This is a genomic window from Citromicrobium bathyomarinum (assembly GCA_001306305.2).
GTDB lineage: Bacteria > Pseudomonadota > Alphaproteobacteria > Sphingomonadales > Sphingomonadaceae > Alteriqipengyuania > Alteriqipengyuania bathyomarina.
Map to the genome: position 1 here is coordinate 1,685,171 of CP155577.1, position 21,861 is coordinate 1,707,031.

A 21,861-nucleotide genomic window follows, 5' to 3' on the forward strand; every position below is an offset into this window, starting at 1 on the left:
TCGCGACGTTGAACCGCTCGCCGTGCCGCCCGGTACCGATTACGGCATGAGCCACGCGGTCGAGACCGCTGCCGCCCACGGCCCGACCAACCCGTGGGTTGCGCTCGCCTATCTGGTGGCGGGGGTGTTCTTCATCCTCGCGCTGCGCGGGCTCTCCAGCCCGGCGACCAGCCGCGCGGGCAACCGCAACGGCATGATCGGCATGCTGATCGCGGTGGTCACCGTGATCGTGACGCACGACATCGCCAATATCGTCGAAATCCTGATCGCGATCGCGATCGGCGGGCTGATCGGCTTCACCATCGCGCGCAAGATCGCGATGACGCAGATGCCCGAACTGGTGGCGGGCTTCCACAGCCTCGTCGGCATGGCGGCGGTCCTCGTCGGGCTGGCAGCGTGGATGAACCCCGGTGCGTTCGGCATTCTGGATGCCGAGGGTCAGATCCTGACCGTCAGCCGGATAGAGCTGGGGCTTGGCATCGCCATTGGTGCGATCACCTTCTCGGGATCGGTCATCGCCTTCCTGAAGCTTTCCGGCCGGATGGGCGGCAAGCCGATCATGCTGCCCGGTCGTCACGTCATCAATCTCGGCACGCTCGCCGCGATCATCGCGCTGATTGCGGCCTATGCGATGTCGGCCACGGCGGGGCCGGGCGAGGGCTGGATGATCGTCGCGGTCGCCGTGCTCGCCTTCGCGATCGGCTTCCTGCTGATCATCCCGATCGGCGGGGCGGACATGCCGGTCGTCGTCTCCATGCTGAACAGCTATTCCGGCTGGGCGGCAGCAGCGATGGGCTTCACGCTGGGCAACACCGCGATGATCATCACCGGCGCGCTGGTCGGCTCCTCGGGCGCGATCCTCAGCTACATCATGTGCCGCGCGATGAACCGCAGCTTCATCTCGGTGATCGCGGGTGGCTTCGGCGCCGACGACAGCGCGGCTGGCGGCGGCGAGGCGCGCGAACAGCGCCCCTACAAGCAGGGCAGCGCCGATGACGCGGCCTTCATGCTGGAGCAGGCGGAGAAGGTCATCATCATCCCCGGCTACGGCATGGCAGTCGCGCAGGCGCAGCACGCGCTGCGCGAGATGGGCGATGTGCTCAAGAAGAAGGGCGTGGACGTGAAATACGCGATCCACCCCGTCGCGGGCCGCATGCCGGGGCACATGAACGTGCTGCTGGCCGAAGCGAACGTGCCCTATGACGAGGTGTTCGAGCTGGAGGACATCAACTCCGAGTTCGCGCAGGCCGACATCGCCTTCATTATCGGCGCGAACGACGTTGTGAACCCGGCGGCGAAGACCGACAAGTCCAGCCCGATCTACGGCATGCCGGTGTTCGATGTCGGCAATGCCAAGCAGGTCTTCTTCATCAAGCGCTCCATGGGCGGTGTCGGTTACGCGGGCGTCGACAACGACGTGTTCTACCTGAACCAGACGACCATGCTGCTGTCCGACGCGAAGAAGATGGTCGAAGAGATCGTCAAGGCACTCGACTGATGCGTTTTCTGCTGGGGCTGGTCCTCCTGGTGGTGCTGGGCGTGGGTGCCTGGCTCTACTGGGGCGGCGGCATGCAGGTGGTCACCGAACACAGCGTCCGCGTTGCGCTGGTCGAGGCAGGCGTGCCCGAAAGCCAGGCCGAATGCATGGCTCCGCGCATGGCCGAGAAGCTTACGCCCCAGCAGCTGCGCAGGCTTGAACGTGTCGCTCCGCAGGAAGGCGAGGCGAAACTGCCGCGAAATGCGGGCGACGCGCTCGATCGCATTCGCCGGGTCGACGATCCCGAGGCTGTCGAAGTGACCATCCGCGCCGCCGCTGCGTGCACTTTCGGCGGGATTTTCGACAAGCTTTAGAGTCCCTTGTCTTCGCCTCAATGCGTGGCACTATGCAACGCATAAGAGGGAGAGAGACATGATCCGCACGCTTATGGCCGCCACTGCGCTGGCCACGCTGGCTTCGCCTGCCTTTGCCGAGACCATTCCGGTCGCGCCGGGGGAGGGCGCGCAGGAGCGGTTGCAGGAGGCGCTGATCCTGGCCGAGCCGGGTGACGAGATCTTCCTCCAGGCCGGGCGCTTCGTGCTGACCGACGGGCTCAGCCTCGATGTCGACGGCGTGACCGTGCGCGGCGCAGGAATGCACGCCAGCGTGCTCGACTTCACCGCGCAGGAGGGTTCGGGCGAGGGACTGCTGGTCACCAGCGACGGCGTGACGCTGGTCGATTTCGGGATCGAGAACCCCAAGGGCGACGGGATCAAATCCAAGGGCGCGGACGACATCGTCTATTCTCGCGTCCGCGTGACCTGGACCAACGGCCCGGCGAGCACCAACGGCGCCTACGGCCTCTATCCGGTCGAAAGCACCGGCGTGCTGATCGACGGGTGCGAGGTATCGGGCGCGTCGGACGCGGGCATCTATGTCGGCCAGTCGAGCCGGATCACCGTGCGCAATTCGCTGGCGAGCTACAACGTCGCCGGGATCGAGATCGAGAACAGCCGCAAGGCGATCGTCGAGCGTAATTACGTCACCGGCAATACCGGCGGCATCCTGGTGTTCGACCTGCCCGGCCTGCCGGTGAAGAACGGCGGCGAGGTGCTGGTGCGCAACAACCTCGTCGCGAACAACACCACCGCCAATTTCGCGCCCGAGGGCAATATCGTCGCCAGTGTGCGGCGCGGCACGGGCATCATGGTGATGGCCAATGATACCGTGTGGGTGGGGCAGAACATGCTCTACGACAACCCGACCGCGCCGATCATGGTCATCGCCTATCCGCTTGCCTTCGATGACCCGGAATACAACCCGTACCCGCGCGAGATCAGTGTGGACTGGAACATCGTCGACGAAGGCGGCACCGATCCGCAGTTCGAAGGAGCGGAACAGCTGCTCGCCGCGTTTGGCGGCGCCTTGCCGCCGGTGATGTGGGACGGGCTGGAAGATCCCGAGATGACCACGCTGATGGTCCATCCCGACCTTGCCGGATGGTCGGTCAATCTGCCCAAGCAGGGTGCGGGCATTGAAGCTGCGCGGCCCGGCCCGCTCGAAGCGCCGGCCATCGGCCAGCCGATCAGCATCGAAGGCTGGGGCGCGCCCGAGGCACTGGAAGCACGCCTGCCGTGAGGACGCCAGCTCTCCTGCTGGCCTGCGCCGCGCTGGTGCTCGGCGCGAGCATTGGTGCCAACGCGACCGCGCCGATGATCGACAAGGATGCGATCATCACCGGCACCGCACTGCCCAAGACGCTGAGCGAATACGGTTTCTTTCGCGATCCCGCTGCGCAGGTGCCGGACGCGGGGGTAACGCCCTACCGCCTCAACATGCCGCTGTTTTCGGACGGGGCGGAGAAGCTGCGTTTCGTCTATGTGCCCGATGGGGCCGAGGTCGGCATTGGTGACCAGACGCTGCTGGATTTCCCGGTCGGCAGCGCGCTGATCAAGACCTTCGCGTTCGGGGAGGGCGCGGATCGCCGCCTGATCGAGACGCGGGTGCTGCTCCACCGTGCCGACGGATGGCTCGCGCTGCCCTATGTGTGGAACGAGGCGCAGACCGAGGCAACGCTGGCGCTGGCGGGAACGCGCGTGCCCGTCACCACGCCCTATGGTGAGCAGATCAATTATCGCGTGCCCAACAAGAACCAGTGCAAGGAATGCCACGGGCTGCAGGGCGCGGTCACGCCGATCGGGCCCAAGGCGCGCAATATGTCGGCCGAGTGGTTGCAGGCCTTCCTCGGCTCCGTCCCCGAAGGCGCGGATACCATGCCGCGCTGGGAGGATCGCGCGAGCGCGGACGCCACAGGTGCCGCGCGTGCTTACCTCGACGTCAACTGCGCGCATTGCCATCGCCCGGCGGCAACCGCGTCCAATTCCGGGCTCGACCTGCGGTGGGAGACCGACGATCCCTACTCGATCGGCATCGCCAAGCGACCGGTCGCCGCGGGGCGCGGATCGGGCGGGCTGGAATTCGACATCGTGCCCGGCGACCCCGAAGCATCGATCCTGGTCTATCGTATGGCGAGCGCCGAGCCGGGCGTTGCCATGCCCGAGCTGGGCAAGGCGACGGTGCATGAGGAAGGCCTCGCGCTGGTCGAGCGGTGGATTGCAGGCATGCCCACGCCATGAAGTGGCTCTGGCGAATCCTGCTGCTGCTGGTCGTGCTGCTGGGCGCAGCATTCTTCATCTTCCGCACGCCCGATACCGACCCGGCGCAGATGCGCGCCAAGTACGGCGGCGCGCCCTCGCAATTCGTCGAAATCGGTGATGGCGTGACCGTCCACCTGCGTGACGAGGGGCCCCAAAACGAACGGCGCGATGCGCCCGCGATCATCCTGCTCCACGGCTCCAACGCGGATCTGCACACCTGGCAGCCATGGGTCGATGCGCTGAAGGGCCGTTACCGCGTGATCCGCTTCGACCAGATCGGCCACGGGCTGACCGGGCCGGACCCGGACAGCGATTATTCGATTCCCAATTTCGTGTCCGATATCGACGAGGTGGCGGACAGTCTGGGGCTGGATCGCTTCGTGATCGGCGGCAATTCGATGGGCGGCAGCCATGCGGTCGCCTACGCGCTCGCCCATCCGGAGCGGGTCGAAGGGCTGATCCTGGTCGATGCCGCAGGCGCGCCGATCCGCAAGGAAGGCAGGGGCAATATCGGCTTCGCCATCGCCCGCACGCCGGTGGTCAACCGGATCATGAACCACATCACCCCGCGCAGCATGATCGAACAATCGCTGCGCGAAACGGTCAGCAATCAGGCCATCGTCACCGATGCGATGGTCGACCGCTATTGGGAATTGCTGCGCTATCCCGGCAACCGCGATGCGACGCGCATCCGCTTCTCAGGCGAATGGAACAGCTTTTCGCAGGAGGATGTGGCGCAGATCGAGGCGCCCGCCCTGATCATCTGGGGCGAGGAGGACGGGCTGATTCCGGTCGAGGCAGGGCTGTGGTACGACCGCTATCTGCCGGGCAGCACGCTGGTGGTCTATGAGGGCATCGGCCATCTGCCGCAGGAGGAAGAGGCGCAGCGCAGCGCCGATTATGTCGCGCAATGGCTCTCGCGGCAGTCTTTCGCTGCCCGTACAAGCCCTTCGCCCACGCAATGACGGGCATACCTGCCGCGCTGCTATGGACGTTGCGCCCGCTTCCTCGGTAAGGCTGTCAATCCCCCGCAGCTGGATTCGAGGACGTGGTTTTGCGCAAGGTTGGCCTGATTGGCGGTATGAGCTGGGTCTCTACCGGCATGTATTACGAGTGGATCAATCAGGGCGTCACCAAGCACTGCGGGCCTATGGTGTCTGCCCCGCTGCTGATCGAAAGCCTCGATTTCGCAGAGCTTTACGGCCTGACCAAGGACGACGAGTGGGATCGTGCGGCGGAAATCCTCGTCAATTCGGCCAAGCGGCTGGAGGCGGCGGGGGCCGAGGCGCTGGCGATCGCGGCAAATTCGATGCACCGTCTCTACGATCAGGTCGCCGACGCGGTGGACGTGCCGGTGCTGCATATTGCCGATGCGGTGGGCGAGAAGATGAAGGCGGCGGGCGCGGTCAACGCTGCGCTGATCGGTACCCGCAACGTGATGACCGAGAGCTTCTACCGCCGCAAGCTGGTCAGCCACGGGATCGACCTGCTGCCGCCCGACATGAGCAATGTCGATCGCACCAACGAGATCATTTACGAAGAGCTGATGCGCGGCAAGGCGAGCCGCAATTCGGAGCGGTTCTTCCGCACCATGATCACCAATCTGGAACAGGCCGGCGCGAAGGCGATCGTGCTCGCCTGTACCGAGCTCGACATGGTCATCGATGTCGATGCCAATGTCCTGCCGATCTTCGATTCCGCGCGCATCCACAGCGAAGCGGTGGTCGATTGGATACTGGAGCGGTAAGGGGCACCCACAGCTTCCAGTTTCAGCAAAGGTGATCGTCGGGTGGAGAACAGCGCGGTAATCGAGCGGCCAGCGGATCGCTCCCACCTCGCGGCCGATCCCGCGCGTTCGCGCGGGCGCGAATTTCCGGGCACTACCGACGAAAGCCGGGGTCCGCGCAGCGCGTTCCAGCGCGACCGCGACCGGATCATCCACTCGATCGCGTTCCGCCGGCTGCGCAGCAAGACGCAGGTCTTCGTCGCGCCCGAGGGCGATCATTACCGCACCCGCCTGACCCATAGCCTTGAGGTCGCGCAGATCGGCCGCGTGATCGCCCGATCGCTGGGGCTGGACGAGGATCTGACCGAGGCGCTGTGCCTTGCGCACGACATCGGCCATCCGCCCTTCGGCCATGCGGGCGAGGATGCGCTGGACGCCGCACTGGCGGATGCGGGCGGGTTCGACCACAACGCGCAGACGCTGCGCACGCTGATGCGTCTGGAAAGCCCCTATTGCACGCACGAGGGGCTGAACCTGAGCTGGGAAGTGCTCGAAGGGCTGGCCAAGCATAACGGCCCGGTCGAGAACCCGCACTGGGCGCTCGCCGCGCTGGACGATGCCTTTCCGCTCGATCTGCATCAATGGCCCAGCCTGGAAGCGCAGGTCGCTGCGGTCGCGGACGATATTGCCTACGATAACCACGATATTGACGACGGGCTGCGCGCAGGCTTCCTCGAACTCGACGATCTGCTGACGCTGGACTTCATTGCCGATCAGTGGCGAGAGGTCGAACGCCGCTTTCCCCATGCCCCGCGCGACCGCCAATTGCGCGAGCTGGTGCGCGGGCAGATCGGGTGGATGGTCAACGACGTGCTCGCCCACACCCGCGCCTCGACCGAAGGGTTGGACGATCCCGCGCAGATCGCGCAGGCGGGGCGGCAGTTGGCAGGGTTCTCGCCCGCGCTCCACGCGGCGGAACGCAGGCTCAAGGCATTCATGTATGCCAAGCTCTATTACCATCCCGAACAGACCGCCACGGCGGACAAGGCCCATGCCGTTATAGAACAGCTCTGGCACGCCTATTGCGAAGATCCGGCGAGGATGGGATCGGAGTGGGCGGACGGCTTGCCTGCGCAAGAACCGCACCGCAGCAGGCATATCGCGGATTATATCGCGGGCATGTCCGATCGATTCGCGCTAGAACGCATTCGCGAGATCACCGGAAACGCGCCGGACGATCTGAGCAATGTGTAAAGGGGGCACATGAGCAGCCGATTTCGCGTCGCTATGGGGGGAGTGAGCGAGGTCGTGGGGCTGCGCCTGATCCATCAGGCGTTGCATCAGCCGCAGATCCGCCTCGTCGCGCTGACGCTGGGCGAGATCGAGATGCCCCGGGGCAGCCGGATGGAAGTGTTCATCGCCGATGCGGACCGCTGGTCGCGCGTGATGAAAGCGATGCGGCCCAAGGTGTTCATCGTCGGCCTGGGCCCCGCGCTCAATCTCGCCGGGCGCGACGACAGTCCGCTGCGCGCGATCGAGGACGAGGAAGCGGTGGTCGAAATCGCCAAGACCGCGCGGTTTGCAGGGGTCGAGCGGCTGATCGCGATTAGCGCCGAAGGGGCAGACCGCTGGTCGCGCGACCGGCATCTGAGCGCCAAGGGCAAGGCGGAGGCGGAGCTGGCGCGGCTCGGCTTCAAGCGGCTCGACATCATCCGCCCCGGCCCGCTGGTCGAAAAGACCTCGCCCGATGGGGGCAAGCTGGCTCGACTAGGCGCGCTGCGCGGTCGCGGGACCGATATGCAGACCGTGGCGGAAGCGATCATGACGCTGAGCCTGCGGCGCACCCCGGGCAAGTTCACCCACGAGGAGGACGGGATAGAGCGCGCTGCGGCGATGCTCTCGCGCGCGCCGACAGGCAGGCAGGCGACGGGCGCGGGCGCAGACGCGACGGGTGAGGATACCGGCGACGCGGAGCACCCGCGCGCGCAGCAGGAATAGACGCAATGTGGCAGGCCCTGTTCGATATCACCAACGCGATCGCGCTGATCGGCTGGGCGCTGCTGATCCTGCTGCCCCGGCGCGAGAGCGTGATCTACACCATTCTGTACGGCGCGATCGGCTTGTTGTGCGCGACCTATCTGGTGATGCTGGTCGCGCTGGTGGGCAATCTGGTCGATCCGATGCCGGCCGCCGGAGCCGCGGCGGATCCGGGATTCGACTATTCGGTCGAAGGGCTGATGGCGATGTTTCGTTCTCAGGGCGCGATCGTGGTCGGCTGGACGCATTACCTCGCGCTGGACCTGCTCGCCGGGCTATGGATCGCCCGCGATGCGGACAGGCTGGGGGCGGGGCGGTTGCTGCAGGTGCCCTACCTCGTCGCGACCTTCATGGCCGGGCCGGCGGGCGTGTTCGCCTGGCTGGTGACGCGCCAGTTCATCGGCGACGACAAGGCGGCGCGCTGATGGCACTGGTCGATCAGGATAGCGCGCAGGTCCGTTTCCCCCCGCCGCTGGTGGTGCTGGGATGCCTGCTCGCGGGGCTCGCGCTCGACCGGGTGCTGGGCCTCGCCACGCTCGATATTGCGGTGCTGCGCCCCGTGGGCGTGGTGATCGGCGCGCTGGGTGCTGCGATCCTCGGCTCGGGACTGATCGGCTTCTTCAGGGCGGGCAATGACCCCGAACCGTGGAAGAAGGATACGCAGCTGGTCACCTCGGGCCTCTACCGATTCAGTCGCAATCCGATGTATCTGGGCATGGTGATGGTCCAGCTGGGCATCGCGCTGTTCTGCCAGAGCATCGGCGGCGTGCTCTCGGTTCCGCTTGCCATTGCGCTGGTCGATCGGTTCGTGATCGCGCGGGAAGAACCCCATCTGCGGGCAACCTTCGGGCGGGATTACGAGAACTACTCCAAACGCGTGCGGCGCTGGCTGTGAGCGCGAAACGCGAAAGCCCCGCCGCACAGCGCAACCGCGAACCTATCGCGGACGTGCTGGCCGATGTTCTGCCCGAACGGGGCATGGTGCTCGAAATGGCGAGCGGCACGGGCGAGCATGTCGTCCATTTTGCGAAGCGTTTTGCGCATCTCGATTGGTATCCGAGCGATCCCGATGCAGAGGCGCGTGCATCGATCGCCGCACATGTCGCGCAGGCCAGGCTCGCGAATGTGATGCCACCGCTCGCTCTCGATGCGGCGGCGAGCGAATGGCCGCTGGATGCGGCCGACGCGATTTTGTGCATCAACATGGTCCATATCAGCCCGTGGCAGGCGACCGAGGGGCTGTTTGCGGGGGCCGCGCGGCTGCTGCCGCCGATGGATGGCCCGCTGATACTCTACGGCCCTTATCTGGAGCGTGAGGTCGAGACAGCGCCGTCCAATCTCGCCTTCGATGAAAGCCTGAAGGCGCGGGATCCGCGCTGGGGCCTGCGCGATCTTGCCGAAGTTGATGCACTGGCCAAGCGCCACGGGTTCACGCGCACGTTGCGCGTGGCGATGCCCGCGAACAATCTTATCCTGGTTTACCGCAAGCCCTGACGGTCGGCACTGCCGACCGTCAGGATGCCGAGCCTCAGGACGTCTGCGTGAGAGCGGGCCGCTCGTAATTCTCCGGCGTCAGATCCAGCCGTTCGATCCGTTGCACGGGCTCGCGTACGCGCAATCTGGTGCCGGTGGTTTGGGCGAAGCGCTGGGTGATCGTGTAGCGCTCGATGATGTAGAAGCCCGGAATCTCGCCATCGCGGGCCACGGGGGCGTAGCGGCGGCTGTTCACGTGCCGTTTGACCTGATCGAGCCAGCCGGTTTCGCCTTGCGAGCGCAGGACTTCGAAATCCTCGACCACGCCGTCCGTATTGACCCAGAAGGCAACGTCCGCCCATGTCGGGTGATTGCGCGACAGCGACGTCAGACGCGCGTTCCCGCTGTTGGGTCGCGCCGATTCGCGGTCGAGATCCGCATCCGTGTAGAGCGGGGCGGAATAGAGCAGCATCGGCCGTTTGACGCCGCCACGTTCGGCAAAGCGGCGGATCAGATCTTCGGTCGAAGCATCCTTGCCGTCCCTACGATCGACCCGCGCCAGCATGACGTCAGCGATCAGGCCGAGATCCTCGGCACCCTCTAGAGGTTTCTGGCGAATTTCCTGCAATTGCTGGACGAAACGGCGGCGATAGACATCGTTTCTGGTGGTTACGAAACGGCTGTCGTCGAGCAATGCCTGCCGCAGTCGGGCATAGGTCGCCACGCGCGGCTGACCTGCTGCCAGCGCTTCTTTTTCGACCCGCTCGTAGATGACCCTCGCATCGTCCGGATGGCCGAGCTTGGCGCGGCTGTCGCCGACATCGAGATCGGCGAGCAGGACGCGCGGATCGTTGTCGTCGAAGCCTGCCTCCAGCGCGTCGCGCGCATCGAGCGTGGCGAGCTTGAAGCTGTTCGCTTCGCCCAGATGCTCGGAGACGCGTGAATAGGCGCGGTACAGGCCCGACACCTCTTCGGGCAGTCGCTCATCATAGCGGCTGTTGCGACCGATCGCCTTCCTGAGGATGGAGCTGGCGTCGCGATATTCGCCTGCGACGAACAGATTTTCCGCGTAGGCCAGCGAGGCCGCGATATCTTCTTCCGGAGGGCACCCGCGTTCGAGACAGGCGGCAAGATCGCGCGAGGTATTCTCAAGAGACCTCGCGGTGACGACGATGTTAGACTGGTCGTCCGATTGTTGCTGTGCAGATGCGCCAGAGCCCAGGGCCAGCAAGGATACGCTGAGCGGAAGAAGAATACTGCGGGTCATGATAAATTTACCTCACCGTAGTTCCAAGGAGTTATTTTATACCATGCTTTGCCGCATTCGCCTAATATCTTTGCGCGATGAGGAAAACGGGGCGCGCAGCCGTGCCGTGCGCCCCGCAATGGATATCAGTCGATGGCGTCTTCGCCGGCCTGCCCGACGGACTGAATGTCTTCGCCGGCACCCTTCACGGTGTTGCAGGCGGTCGCGGTGAGGCCGAGGGCTGCGATTCCGGCGGCGATGGCGAGCTTGCGGATCATGGGTAAGTCCTTTCAAGAAAAAGGCGCTCCATGCGCCTTTGCCGATCTTAACGCTGTTGCTGGGCGAGCGGTTCCTCGGGCGCAGGAACGTCCAGCCGGGCGCGCCGTGCCTTGCGTGCAAGATGGCCCTCGCGCACCAGAATGATGGTCCCGGCAAGGATGATCAGCGGCGCACCGATCCAGGTATTGGGCACCGGCAGCTCATCGAACACCTGCCAGCCGTACAGCGTGGCCCACAGCAGCGCGGTGTAATCCATCACGATCACCGTCGCCGCCGATCCGAAGCGCAGCGATGTGGTCAGCAACAGCTGCGCCGCCGCCCCGCTCAGCCCGACGCCGCCCAGCAGCAGCCAGGTCTCGCTCGAATGCGCCTTCGCGACGAAGGGCAGGGCAAGGGCGAGCAACGGCACGGTCAGCAGGCAGAACCAGAAGACGATGCTGGTCGGGCTTTCGGTCTTGTTCAGATCCTGGATCTGGATCGATGTCAGCGCGACCATGAACGCCCCGCCGAGCCCGACGGCGATCCCCAGCGGGTCGACCGGATTGCCGCCCGGCTGGGCGACGATCAGGATGCCGGCGAAGCCGATCGCGATCGCGCTCCAGCGATAGCGGCCGATCCGCTCCTTCATCAGCAGCATGGAGAGGATCACCGCCCAGATGGGCGCGGTGAAGTTGATCGTGGTCGCCTCAGCCAGCGGCAGCATGATGACCGCGCCATAGACCAGCGCCATGCCGACGATGCCGTAGGCGCTGCGGATCGCGTGGCTCCTGAAGCGGACCGGTTTGAGCGTGGCGAACCCGACCGTGGCAGCGGCGAACGCGATCATCGCCAGCAGCGTGACCGCCTGACGCCAGAAGATGATTTCGAGCAGGTGGACGCCATCTTCGCCGACCAGCTTGACCAGCATCGACAGCGTGGTGAGCGAGAACGCGGCGAGCAGGCGCAGCCCGATCGCGGTCAGTGGGCGGGACTGGGCGACCGATGCATCCATGCGCTGCTGGTAGTGATTGCTGGTGCCGGTTCAAGCGATGATTGGATCATTGCGCTTGGCGCGGTCAGGCCCCACCTGCGCGCGATGACGTGGTGGCACGATCTTCTGTTCATCAGCGATGCAGGGCGGGTCGCTCTGCTTGGCGCGGGGTTCATCGCGCTCGCGCTGGTGGCGCTGGTCGGCGAAAGGGTGCGCACGAAACGCGCGCGGATCGACCGGGTCGGCTGGGTGCCGTGGACCACCATCTTCCTCGCGGCAGCGGTGATCGGCGGCGGCCTGCTGGCGACTGCGATTCCGCCGCTGCTGCAAGGGTAGCTAACGCCGCTGGCGCCGCGATCCCACCCCCCGATGCCCTCCCTTGAAAGGGGGGGAATTACGAGAAATCCCGCAATCGCGAGCCGCAGGCTAGGGCAAGGCCGGAGTCGGAGCCGAAGGCGCAGACGGCCGAAGGCCACCTGCACGGCCGCCCGAGCTTTTGCGAGGACATCGCACACCCGGATGGGTGTGCGTCAGGCATGTCAGAGACATGCCTCCAAATACGCCTGATCGAAACCGAACTGGCGGGCCTTTTCGAGCGTGTAGGGGCGCAGGCCCGAACTGCGGAATTCGCCCTTGATCTTCCCGTCTTCGCCTTCTTCCAGATATTCGAACTTGAACAGTTCCTGGGTGACGATGACTTCGCCCTCCATCCCGATCACCTCGGTGATGTTGGTCGTGCGGCGGCTGCCGTCGCGCAGACGCTTGACCTGAACGATCAGGTCGACGGACTCCGCGATCTGGCGGCTGATCGCTTCTTTGGGGATCTTGATGTCGCCCATCAGGATCATGTTTTCCATACGCCCCAGCGCCTCGCGCGGGGAGTTGGCGTGCAGCGTGCACATCGAACCATCGTGGCCCGTGTTCATCGCGGCGAGCAGGTCGAAGGCTTCCGCGCCACGAATTTCGCCCAGGATGATCCGGTCGGGTCGCATACGCAGCGCGTTCTTGACCAGGTCGCCGATGGTGATCGCGCCTTGCCCCTCCAGGTTTGGCGGGCGGGTTTCGAGCGGCAGCCAGTGCGGCTGCTGCAGGCGAAGTTCGGCGGCGTCTTCGATGGTCAGCACACGCTCGCCCGGGTCGATCATCTTCGACAGGGCGTTGAGCATGGTCGTCTTACCCGAGCCCGTACCGCCGGAGATCACCACGTTCATCCGGCAGGCGCCTGCAACCTTGAGCGCGGTCGCCATCTTGTCGTCCATCGAGCCCCAGTTCTTGAGCATGTCGATGGTGATCGGCTTTTCGGAGAATTTACGAATCGAGATCGCCGTGCCGCGCAGGGATAGCGGCGGGACGATCACGTTGACGCGGCTGCCATCCTTGAGGCGCGCGTCGGCCAGCGGGGTGGTCTGGTCGACCCGGCGGCCGACCTGGTTCACGATCCGCTGCGCGATCTGGAACAGGTGCTGTTCGTCGCGGAACTGAATCGGCGCGATCTGCAGCTTGCCCTTCTTTTCGATGTAGGTCTGGTCCGGGCCGTTGACCATGATGTCGCTGACGTCGGGGTCGGTCAGAAGCTCTTCGAGCGGGCCGAAGCCGAGCAGCTCGTCGATCAGCACCTTTTCCAGCGCGAACTGCTCACGCCGGTTGAGCGTGATCTTGAGCTCGGCCAGCACCTCCATGATGATCGGCCGGAATTCCTCGGCCAGTTCGTCCTTGGTCAGGGTGGAGGCGGCTTCGGGGTCGATCCTCTCGAGCAGGCGCGGCAGCACCTGTTCCTTGATCTTGTGGACGCTCGCCTCGAACCCGGTGACCTCTTCGCGCACGTGGACCGCGTTGGAACGCTCGTCCAGGCGGCTCATCGCGCTGGCGTGGCGGTTGGCGGAAGGAGACGGGGCGGGAGAGGGAACTGCGGGCGCATCCTGTCGGGAAGATGCATCGCCGTCATTGGGAACCGGCGGAAACTGCTCGCCGCCTTCGGGGCCGCTTTCCTGCGACGGATTGCCACCTCTCATCGGCTTGGCATTTCCGAAAGCCGGACGGCTGCCGGAACCCATGCCTCCGGGGCCGTTCCTGCGTCCGAAAGCGCTCATTTCATTCCCCCATGCCCGTCCGGGCGGATAATGGCTGCGGGTGCGGCGCGAATGGCCAACACCGCGTTCTCGAAATTGGTGAATAGAATGGAAAGCTTAGCAATTTCCTAAATGATAAACCGCGCCTCTGCGCGAAGGCGGCGCTGCCAATGGGGCCGGTGCTAAAGCCTCCTTAACCAAGCTGGCTTACCAGCAAGGGCATGGACATGCAGTTGCGCAGCGGCGCGTATAGCGGCGGACAGGCCCATAGCATTGTGCGCGAACCCGCGCTGGTGCTGGTCGCGCTGATTGCGATCGTGATGCCGATCGTATCGGCGCTGGTCTATCCCACCTATATTCATCACATGCTGAGCCCGCAGGCCGAATTTTCGCGCCTGATAGAGCTGCCTTTCGTGGTCAGCGAAGTCGCGGCCGTCTTGTGGGCAGGGCGACAGGGTTTCGATTTGTCGAGCGCATGGCGGGCACTGCCGCGCGACATCCGCATCGCGGCGGGCGTGCTGCTGCTGGCGATCGGCGTCTCTGCACTCCTGATATCGAACAATTTCGCCTATTCGCTGACCCATAGCCTGATCGTATTGATCCACCTTGTCTTCGCGCTGGCGGTTTATCACCTGCTGGCGCGGCGCAGCATCCCTGCGCCCGATCGGATCGCGCCGCTGATCGCGGTGGGGGCGATCGTTCTGGTGCTCTACACCGCGTGGTGGCTGCTGACCGCGCCGCCGCCCGAAACGCAGCTCTATGGCAAGATCGAGTGGCACGCCGCGCTGCCGGGCTTCATCAGCGTGCGCCATTTCGGCGCGTGGTATGCGGGCCTTTCCTCAGTCTTTGCGCTGCGCATCCTGTTTGCCGAGCGGGACGGACGGATCGGGTGGGATCACCTGTTCTACTGCCTGACGGCCGCCGCGCTGGTCTGGTCGGGGACGCGCGCGGGCGTGCTCGCACTCATGGTGGTGGTCGGCATCGCGATGCTCTCGCTGCGCCGCATCCCGCCGGCCCGCAATATAGGTCACGCCGCGATCCTCACCGGGTTCGCGCTGTGCCTTGCATGGATCGCCATCCCGCCCGACGACAGCTTCCGTCTATGGAACCTGAACGACGGGCGGCTCACCGAGAGCATTGATGCCGGCCGTTTCCTGGCGTGGAAGCTCGGAATCGAGAGATGGACAGATTCGCCGCTGTTCGGTTGGGGCACTGGCTCTTTCCTGTGGGAGGTCGATCCCGGCTTTCCTCACACGCAGCCGCACAACGTGATCGTCCAGTTCCTGATCTCCTGGGGGATCATGGGCGCCATCCCGGCCTTCTGGCTGCTGGGGCGGGCGATCCGCGCTGCACATACAAGCGCGCTTGCCCACCGCGAGATGCTGCCGTTTCTCGGCATGGCCTATGCGCTGCTGCTGCAATCGCTGCTGGAAGGGATGCTGCACTATCCGCGTTTCATCGGGGCGATCATCGTGCTGCTCGCACTGGTAATCGCACGCGCGCGCCAGCCCGGCGCCGCCACGACACATTGATTGCCGCCCCCGCGCGACCCGGCAACCGCCGCGCGCATTGCAAGGCCCGCCAGACACGCTAGAGGGCACCGCAAGCAGAAGCGTGAAGGGCAACTGATCTATGTGCGGCATTATCGGGATCGTCAGCGGTGAATCGGTGGTCGACCGGCTGGTCGATGGCCTCCGGCGCATGGAATATCGCGGCTATGATTCCTCCGGCGTGTGCACGCTGGACGATAGCGGTGATGGCACCCGGATGATCCGCCGCCGCGCGCAGGGCAAGCTGGGCAATCTGGTCGAGGTGCTGGCGCAGGAGCCTGCGCCGGGTACCATCGGCATCGCCCACACCCGCTGGGCGACCCACGGCGCGCCGACCGCAGCCAATGCCCACCCGCACGCGGGCAAGGCCGCTGCGCTGGTCCATAACGGCATCATCGAGAATTTCCGCTCGCTGCGCGACGAATTGCAGGCCGATGGCTATTCGGTCGAGAGCGAAACCGACAGCGAAGTCGTTGCCCTGCTGGTCAGCCGCGAGGTGGAGCGCGGCGCCTCGCCCGAAGACGCGATGCGCACCGTGCTGCCGCGGCTTCGCGGCGCCTTTGCGCTGGCGATCCTGTTCCCCGACCACCCCGACCGGATTATCGGCGCGCGGCTCGGCTCGCCGCTGGTGCTCGGCTATGGCGAGGGCGAGATGTTCGTCGGCTCGGATGCGCTGGCACTGGCCCCGCTGACCCAGCGGATCACTTATCTGGAGGAGGGCGACTGGACGGTCGTCACCCGCGATGGCGCGCAGATCTTCGACAGTGAGGGCAACGAAGTTACCCGCGAGATCGTCGCGTCGGGTGCAAGTGCGGCTGCGGTCGAGAAGGGCAATCACCGCCACTTCATGCAGAAGGAGATCTTCGAGCAGCCGACCGTGGTTGCCCAGACGCTCTCCAGCTATGTCCGCCAGGCGGACCAGACCGTGGCACTGCCGCAGATGGATTTCGACCTTTCGAGCATCGAACGCATGACCATCGTCGCGTGCGGCACCTCCTATTATGCCGGGATGGTCGGCCGCTACTGGATCGAACAGTTCGCGCGCGTGCCGGTCGACATCGATGTCGCCAGCGAGTTCCGCTATCGCGAGCCGCCGCTGGAGAAGGGCGGCCTTGCGCTGTTCATCTCGCAGAGCGGGGAAACCGCCGACACGCTCGCCGCGCTGCGCTATTGCAAGGCGCACGGGCAGACCATCGCCGCGATCGTCAACGTGCCCACCAGCACCATGGCGCGCGAGGCGGACCTGCTGCTGCCGATCCATGCCGGGCCGGAAATAGGCGTCGCCTCGACCAAGGCGTTCACCTGCCAGCTGGCAGTGCTCGCCGCGCTTGCGGCCAAGCTTGCGGTGGTCAAGGGCACGATGGACCGGGCGGAGGAACAGGAGGTGGTGCGCCACCTGCTGGAAGCGCCCGCCGGCCTCAACGCCGCGCTCGACCATGACGACGATATCGCAGCCATGGCGCACCTGATCGCTCCGGCGCGCGACGTGTTGTATCTGGGCCGCGGCGCGGATTATCCGATGGCGCTGGAAGGCGCGCTGAAGCTGAAGGAAATCAGCTACATCCACGCCGAAGGCTATGCCAGCGGAGAAATGAAGCACGGGCCCATCGCACTGATAGACGAAGATGTGCCGGTGGTGGTGATCGCACCCAGCGGGCCGCTGTTCGAAAAGACCGTGTCCAACATGCAGGAAGTGCGCGCACGCGGCGGCAAGGTCGTCCTGATCTCCGACGCGGAAGGGCTGGAAGAGGCGGGCGAGGGGTGCCTCGCGACGATTGAGATGCCCAAGGTCCACCCGCTGATCGCGCCGCTGATCTATGCCGTGCCGGTGCAGCTGCTGGCCTATCACGTCGCGCTGGTGAAGGGCACCGATGTCGACCAGCCGCGCAACCTCGCAAAATCCGTGACGGTCGAGTAACTTACGTCGTCGGGATCGGGAGGTGATGAGGGCGAGGTTTTACAGCCCACTAACCTTTTCGGTCTAAGCCGCGAGCTGTGAAAAAGCTTGTCGCTCAGAAAACGCCGGAACTGCCGAGTCAGCTTCCGCTGGCGGTCCTCCTCGGACTGCGCGACATTGCGGGGCTCGACCGGGCGTTCCTGCGCAGCCTGCAATATGATCATCTCGCCGGGCTTAGCCTGTTGCGGGTGGTCGGCCACTCGGTCGGTGCACTGGTCGGGTTTGCCTGCCTGATTCCCTATGCGCCGCCCTTGCTGATCGCCGCATGGATCATGCTGCTGGCCGGCGGGGTGGTCTACTTCGCCCGGCTTGAGCGCGCGATGATCGCCGCAGACCTGCGCAAGGTGACCGATCGCGACGTCAACCGGCACCTGATTGGCTCGGCCTGGCTTGGCCTTGCCTGGATGCTGCTGCCGATATTGCTGTTCGTCTATGCCGACGTACCGGGCATGCTGCGCGGATATGCACTGATCGGCGTGATCGTGACGGGGGTCGGCACCGCGCTGGCGGTGGTGCCGCTGCGCGCCGTGGTTTTCATCTCGCCTGCATGCATCGTTGCGACCGTGTGCTTCGCGCTGGCGGGCGACATTGTGATGACGAGCATTGCGGGAATCTATTACCTCGCCAATTTCGCCGCGATCCTGCGCCGGGCAGAGAGCTTCCTGCGCGCAGGTGTCGCCGAAACCGCGATGCAGCAGAAGTCGGAGACGGTGTCCTTGCTGCTGCGCGAGTTCGAGGAGAACGAGGCCGACTGGCTGTGGCAGATCGACAGGACCCGGCTGATCCGCTCGGTTTCCCCGCGTTTTGCCTTCGCGCTGGGCTCACCGCCCGAGCAGATCGAGGGCAAACCCTTCTTCGAGGTGCTGTCGGGCGATGGCTGGGAGGTGTGCAATTTCGCCCCGAGCCTGCGGGTGCTGGCAGATCGGATCAAGGCTCGCGAGAGCTTTTCCAACCTGATCGTTCAGGTGTGGGTTGGCGGGCAGAAGCGCTGGTGGGAGCTCTCTGGCACCCCGATGCTGGACGAGCGGGGGCAAGAAGTCGGCTTTCGGGGGGTGGGATCGGACGTTACCGAACAGCGCAAATCTTCCGAAAAGATCGCTTATCTCGCCCGCTACGACACGCTGACCGGCCTGCCCAACCGCCTGATGCTGAACGAGTCGCTGGGCGAGGCGATGGACGAAGCGCGCCAGTGGCGGCGCCGCTGCGCCTTCATCATGCTCGACCTGGACCGGTTCAAGGCGGTCAATGACTCGCTGGGCCACCAGATCGGCGATCGGCTGCTGGAACAGGTCTCCCGCCGGTTAAGCGAGCTGACGGGCGAGAACGAGATCTGCGGTCGGCTGGGCGGGGACGAGTTCGCCATCGTGATGCGCGATGCCCCCGATTCCTGCGCGGTCGACGCGCTTGCCCGCAAGGTGATCGAACGCCTGTCGCAACCATACGAGGTCGACCAGCACACTTTGTTCGTCGGGGCGAGTGCCGGCTCCGCGCTGGCACCGCGCGACGGCAAGACGGTCGAGGAACTGATGCGCAACGCCGACCTTGCGCTGTACCGCGCGAAAGACGGCGGGCGCGGGGTGCACTTTGCCTACGAACCCTCGCTCCACGCCGATGCGGAAGAGCGCCGGCAGCTCGAATTCTCTCTCCGCAAGGCGCTGGAGAAGGACGAGCTGCTGCTCAATTTCCAGCCGGTGGTCGATGCCAACAGCGAACGGGTCGTCAGCTTCGAAGCGCTTGTCCGCTGGCAGAGCGAGGACCACGGCTTCGTCAGCCCGGGCAAGTTCATCCCGGTGGCGGAAGATACCCGCCTGATTGTGCCGATCGGCACCTGGGTGATGCAACAGGCCTGCCGTGAGGCGATGGCTTGGCCGAGAGGGGTCAAGGTCAACGTCAACGTCTCGCCCGAACAGCTGATGGAGCCCGATTTTGCCGATACTGTGGTCGATGCCCTGACGCGCAGCGGGCTCGACCCGCAGCGGCTCGAAATCGAGGTAACGGAGAGTATCTTCCTTGGCGATGCGGAGATCGCGCGGCAGGCGCTGGCCAAGGTGATGGCGCTGGGCTGCCAGGTGGCGCTCGACGATTTCGGGACCGGCTATTCCTCGCTCGGCTATCTGCGCAAGCTCCAGTTCTCCACCATCAAGGTCGATCGCAGCTTCGTACAGGGCGCGGCGCAAGGCAGCAGCGAAAGCTTGGCAATCGTGCGCGCCGTGGTCGCCATGGCGAAGAGCCTCGAGATGAAGACCACCGCCGAAGGGGTCGAGACAGAGGATGAAGCCCGTCTGGTCTGCCGGATGGGCTGCGACCGGATCCAGGGCTTCTATTTCGGCCGCCCGATGAGCAGCGCCGATGCCCGCGCGCTGTTCAGCAATGATTACAGCCAGCTGCGGGCGTGATTAAAAGGGTTCGCTAGCGCGAACCGCACCGTCCGCCCACCTCCCCGCCCGGCCACCATATCGTGGTGGTACCCTTGGTGGCCGGGCGGGGAGGTGGGTGAACGGCTGCCCCCCGAAAAACTACGCCGCTTCGGCGAGGCTCCGCGCGAGCGATTCGAACAGTCGCCGACCGTCTGTGCCGCCGTGGGCGGCTTCGATCGCGCGTTCGGGGTGCGGCATCATGCCCAGCACCGTGCCGCTTTCGTTCACGATACCCGCAATGTCGCGGCGCGATCCGTTGGTTGCGTGGGTATAGCGGAACACCACGCGGCCATCGCCTTCCAGCGCATCCAGCGTCGCATCGTCGGCGAAGTAGTTGCCGTCGTGGTGCGCCACGGGGATGGTGATCGTCTCGCCCGCTTCATAGCCTGCGGTGAAGCGGGTCTGCGTGTTCTCTACTTTGAGCTGCGCGTCGCGGCACACGAAGCGCTGGCCGGCATTGCGCATCAGCGCGCCCGGCAGCAGGCCCGCTTCGGCGAGTACCTGGAAGCCGTTGCACACGCCCAGCACAGGCACGCCGCGCGCGGCGGCAGCCTTCACTTCGCGCATGATCGGGCTGTTCGCCGCCATCGCGCCCGAGCGCAGGTAGTCACCGTAGGAAAAACCGCCGGGCAGGGCGATGAAGTCGACGCGATCGGGCAGCGCGGTGTCGCGATGCCAGACCTGTACGGGCTGCTTGCCGAACACCTCGGCAATCGCGACCATCATGTCGCGGTCGCAGTTGGAGCCCGGGAAGGTGACGACGGCGGTGTTCATTATCCCGCGTCCTCGATCCGGTAATTCTCGATCACGGTGTTGGCGAGCAGCTTCGCGCACATCTCGGCGACCTTTTCGTCCGAGATGCCATCGGCGAGCTCCAGCTCGACCAGCCGGCCGATCCGCACATCTTCGACCCCGTCGAAGCCGAGCCCGTCCAGCGCATGGTGCACGGCACGCCCCTGCGGGTCGAGCACGCCGGGCTTGAGGGTTACGAACACGCGCTTTTTCATCTTGGAGCCTCGGATCCTGACAATCTCTTACGGGCCTCGCCGCCTAGCGCCACGTGCGCGCCCGCGCAACGCAGCGCTTAGGCGATACTCACTTCTTCTTCGGAGTGCTGCCGCGCTTGCGACCGCGATGGGCGGACAGGTCGAACACCTCACCCGGGGTGTTGCCGTCGTTCTGCAGCACGCCTAGGCGCCGGGCGACTTCCTGATAGGCCTCTTCCTCGCCCCCCAGATCGCGGCGGAAGCGATCCTTGTCGAGCTTTTCGCCAGAGTTCATGTCCCACAGGCGGCACCCGTCGGGGCTGATCTCGTCGGCGAGGATCACGCGCGCATAGTCGCCATCCCACAGCCGCCCGAATTCGAGCTTAAAATCGACCAGCCGGATGTCGACCGCGGCGAACATCCCGGCGATGAAATCGTTGATGCGGATCGCCATCGCGGACATGTCCTGCATCTCTTCCTGGCTCGCCCAGTTGAAGCAGGCGATGTGCTCTTCGGCGACCAGCGGATCGCCCAGCGCATCGTCCTTGTAGTAATATTCGATCAGCGAATGCGGCAGCGGTTCGCCTTCTTCCAGCCCCAGCCGCTTGCACAGCGATCCCGCCGCGACGTTGCGCACGACGACTTCCAGCGGAATGATCTCGACCTGCCGGATCAGCTGTTCGCGCATGTTCAGGCGGCGGATGAAGTGAGTCGGGATGCCGATGTTGGCGAGGCGGGTGAACACGTGTTCGCTGATGCGGTTGTTGATCACGCCCTTGCCGTTGATCGTGCCCTTTTTCTCGGCATTGAAGGCGGTCGCGTCGTCCTTGAAATACTGGATCAGCGTGCCCGGTTCGGGCCCCTCGTAAAGGATCTTGGCCTTGCCTTCGTAGATCTGGCGACGACGGGACATGAGCGTTCCTTGCGCTTTTCAAAAGAACCGCGCCCCGGCATCGCGAACGGCACCGGCGTGGCGCCGCCCTGCCGGGGCGGATTTGGCTGGCAGTACAGCCAAAC

At 65.2% G+C, this 21,861-nt stretch carries 22 protein-coding genes; 15 read left to right on the forward strand and 7 right to left on the reverse strand.

Annotation, left to right across the window (positions count from 1 at the left end):
• Positions 1-46: 46 nt before the first annotated feature.
• The 11 genes from VO57_008320 (at position 47) to VO57_008370 (ending at position 9,391) form a co-directional block, all read left to right on the forward strand.
• Positions 47-1,498 (forward strand): NAD(P)(+) transhydrogenase (Re/Si-specific) subunit beta, encoded by a 1,452-nt coding sequence (locus VO57_008320; GenBank protein ID XBL71313.1) that lies wholly within the window; start codon positions 47-49, stop codon positions 1,496-1,498.
• On the forward strand, positions 1,498-1,851 hold the full coding sequence (locus tag VO57_008325) for a hypothetical protein (GenBank protein XBL68152.1): 354 nt from the start codon (positions 1,498-1,500) through the stop codon (positions 1,849-1,851). Before VO57_008320 ends, VO57_008325 begins: the two co-directional genes overlap by 1 nt.
• Positions 1,852-1,909: 58 nt before the next feature.
• The gene (locus VO57_008330; GenBank protein XBL68153.1) at positions 1,910-3,115 is read left to right on the forward strand and encodes a parallel beta-helix domain-containing protein; all 1,206 of its coding nucleotides are present in this window, start codon (positions 1,910-1,912) and stop codon (positions 3,113-3,115) included.
• Positions 3,112-4,113: an SO2930 family diheme c-type cytochrome gene (locus VO57_008335; protein XBL68154.1), complete on the forward strand. Its 1,002-nt coding sequence runs from the start codon at positions 3,112-3,114 to the stop codon at positions 4,111-4,113. Before VO57_008330 ends, VO57_008335 begins: the two co-directional genes overlap by 4 nt.
• The gene (locus VO57_008340) at positions 4,110-5,099 is read left to right on the forward strand and encodes an alpha/beta hydrolase (GenBank protein XBL68155.1); all 990 of its coding nucleotides are present in this window, start codon (positions 4,110-4,112) and stop codon (positions 5,097-5,099) included. Before VO57_008335 ends, VO57_008340 begins: the two co-directional genes overlap by 4 nt.
• A 116-nt stretch (positions 5,100-5,215) precedes the next feature.
• Complete coding sequence (locus tag VO57_008345; protein ID XBL68156.1) at positions 5,216-5,881, forward strand: amino acid racemase; 666 nt, start codon at positions 5,216-5,218, stop codon at positions 5,879-5,881.
• A 42-nt stretch (positions 5,882-5,923) separates the two neighbouring features.
• The gene (locus VO57_008350) at positions 5,924-7,114 is read left to right on the forward strand and encodes a deoxyguanosinetriphosphate triphosphohydrolase (protein XBL68157.1); all 1,191 of its coding nucleotides are present in this window, start codon (positions 5,924-5,926) and stop codon (positions 7,112-7,114) included.
• A 9-nt stretch (positions 7,115-7,123) separates the two neighbouring features.
• Positions 7,124-7,858, forward strand: a complete 735-nt coding sequence (locus tag VO57_008355) for an NAD(P)H-binding protein (GenBank protein XBL68158.1) — start codon at positions 7,124-7,126, stop codon at positions 7,856-7,858.
• 5 nt (positions 7,859-7,863) lie between these two features.
• A complete protein-coding gene (locus VO57_008360) occupies positions 7,864-8,322 on the forward strand; it encodes an abscisic acid-deficient protein Aba4 family protein (GenBank protein ID XBL68159.1) in 459 nt (152 codons plus the stop codon).
• On the forward strand, positions 8,322-8,792 hold the full coding sequence (locus VO57_008365; protein XBL68160.1) for an isoprenylcysteine carboxylmethyltransferase family protein: 471 nt from the start codon (positions 8,322-8,324) through the stop codon (positions 8,790-8,792). Before VO57_008360 ends, VO57_008365 begins: the two co-directional genes overlap by 1 nt.
• Positions 8,783-9,391 carry a DUF938 domain-containing protein gene (locus VO57_008370; protein XBL71314.1) on the forward strand — a complete coding sequence of 203 codons (609 nt, stop codon included), beginning with the start codon at positions 8,783-8,785 and terminating at the stop codon, positions 9,389-9,391. The genes VO57_008365 and VO57_008370 overlap by 10 nt, the downstream gene beginning before the upstream one ends.
• Before the next feature lie 34 nt (positions 9,392-9,425).
• Here VO57_008370 and VO57_008375 read toward each other — a convergent pair whose 3' ends face one another.
• From VO57_008375 to VO57_008385, 3 genes are all read right to left on the reverse strand, one after another.
• Entirely contained in the window at positions 9,426-10,637 is a 1,212-nt protein-coding gene (locus VO57_008375; protein XBL68161.1) for a hypothetical protein, read from the reverse strand.
• Positions 10,638-10,762: 125 nt separating this feature from the next.
• Positions 10,763-10,894 (reverse strand): entericidin A/B family lipoprotein, encoded by a 132-nt coding sequence (locus VO57_008380; GenBank protein XBL68162.1) that lies wholly within the window; start codon positions 10,892-10,894, stop codon positions 10,763-10,765.
• A 47-nt stretch (positions 10,895-10,941) separates the two neighbouring features.
• Positions 10,942-11,886: a DMT family transporter gene (locus VO57_008385; GenBank protein ID XBL68163.1), complete on the reverse strand. Its 945-nt coding sequence runs from the start codon at positions 11,884-11,886 to the stop codon at positions 10,942-10,944.
• Between the two features lie 84 nt (positions 11,887-11,970).
• Here VO57_008385 and VO57_008390 point away from each other — a divergent pair, with 84 nt between their 5' ends.
• On the forward strand, positions 11,971-12,201 hold the full coding sequence (locus VO57_008390) for a hypothetical protein (protein ID XBL68164.1): 231 nt from the start codon (positions 11,971-11,973) through the stop codon (positions 12,199-12,201).
• Positions 12,202-12,404: 203 nt separating this feature from the next.
• On the opposite strand, the gene VO57_008395 is transcribed toward VO57_008390, so the two are convergent.
• Positions 12,405-13,955 (reverse strand): CpaF family protein, encoded by a 1,551-nt coding sequence (locus VO57_008395; protein ID XBL68165.1) that lies wholly within the window; start codon positions 13,953-13,955, stop codon positions 12,405-12,407.
• A gap of 206 nt (positions 13,956-14,161) precedes the next feature.
• Between VO57_008395 and VO57_008400 the strand changes: the two genes are divergently transcribed.
• The 3 genes from VO57_008400 (at position 14,162) to VO57_008410 (ending at position 19,837) form a co-directional block, all read left to right on the forward strand.
• On the forward strand, positions 14,162-15,466 hold the full coding sequence (locus tag VO57_008400; protein ID XBL68166.1) for an O-antigen ligase family protein: 1,305 nt from the start codon (positions 14,162-14,164) through the stop codon (positions 15,464-15,466).
• A gap of 100 nt (positions 15,467-15,566) precedes the next feature.
• A complete protein-coding gene (gene glmS / locus VO57_008405) occupies positions 15,567-17,402 on the forward strand; it encodes a glutamine--fructose-6-phosphate transaminase (isomerizing) (protein ID XBL68167.1) in 1,836 nt (611 codons plus the stop codon).
• 77 nt (positions 17,403-17,479) lie between these two features.
• A complete protein-coding gene (locus VO57_008410) occupies positions 17,480-19,837 on the forward strand; it encodes an EAL domain-containing protein (protein ID XBL68168.1) in 2,358 nt (785 codons plus the stop codon).
• Between the two features lie 120 nt (positions 19,838-19,957).
• Here the strand turns inward: VO57_008410 and purQ are convergent, their stop codons facing one another.
• The 3 genes from purQ to purC all read right to left on the reverse strand — a co-directional run bounded on the left by purQ (position 19,958) and on the right by purC (position 21,757).
• Positions 19,958-20,632, reverse strand: a complete 675-nt coding sequence (gene purQ, locus VO57_008415; GenBank protein XBL68169.1) for a phosphoribosylformylglycinamidine synthase subunit PurQ — start codon at positions 20,630-20,632, stop codon at positions 19,958-19,960.
• Positions 20,632-20,865, reverse strand: coding sequence for a phosphoribosylformylglycinamidine synthase subunit PurS (purS, locus tag VO57_008420; protein XBL68170.1), 234 nt, complete (start codon positions 20,863-20,865; stop codon positions 20,632-20,634). Before purS ends, purQ begins: the two co-directional genes overlap by 1 nt.
• Before the next feature lie 88 nt (positions 20,866-20,953).
• A complete protein-coding gene (gene purC, locus VO57_008425; protein XBL68171.1) occupies positions 20,954-21,757 on the reverse strand; it encodes a phosphoribosylaminoimidazolesuccinocarboxamide synthase in 804 nt (267 codons plus the stop codon).
• Positions 21,758-21,861: the final 104 nt, after the last annotated feature.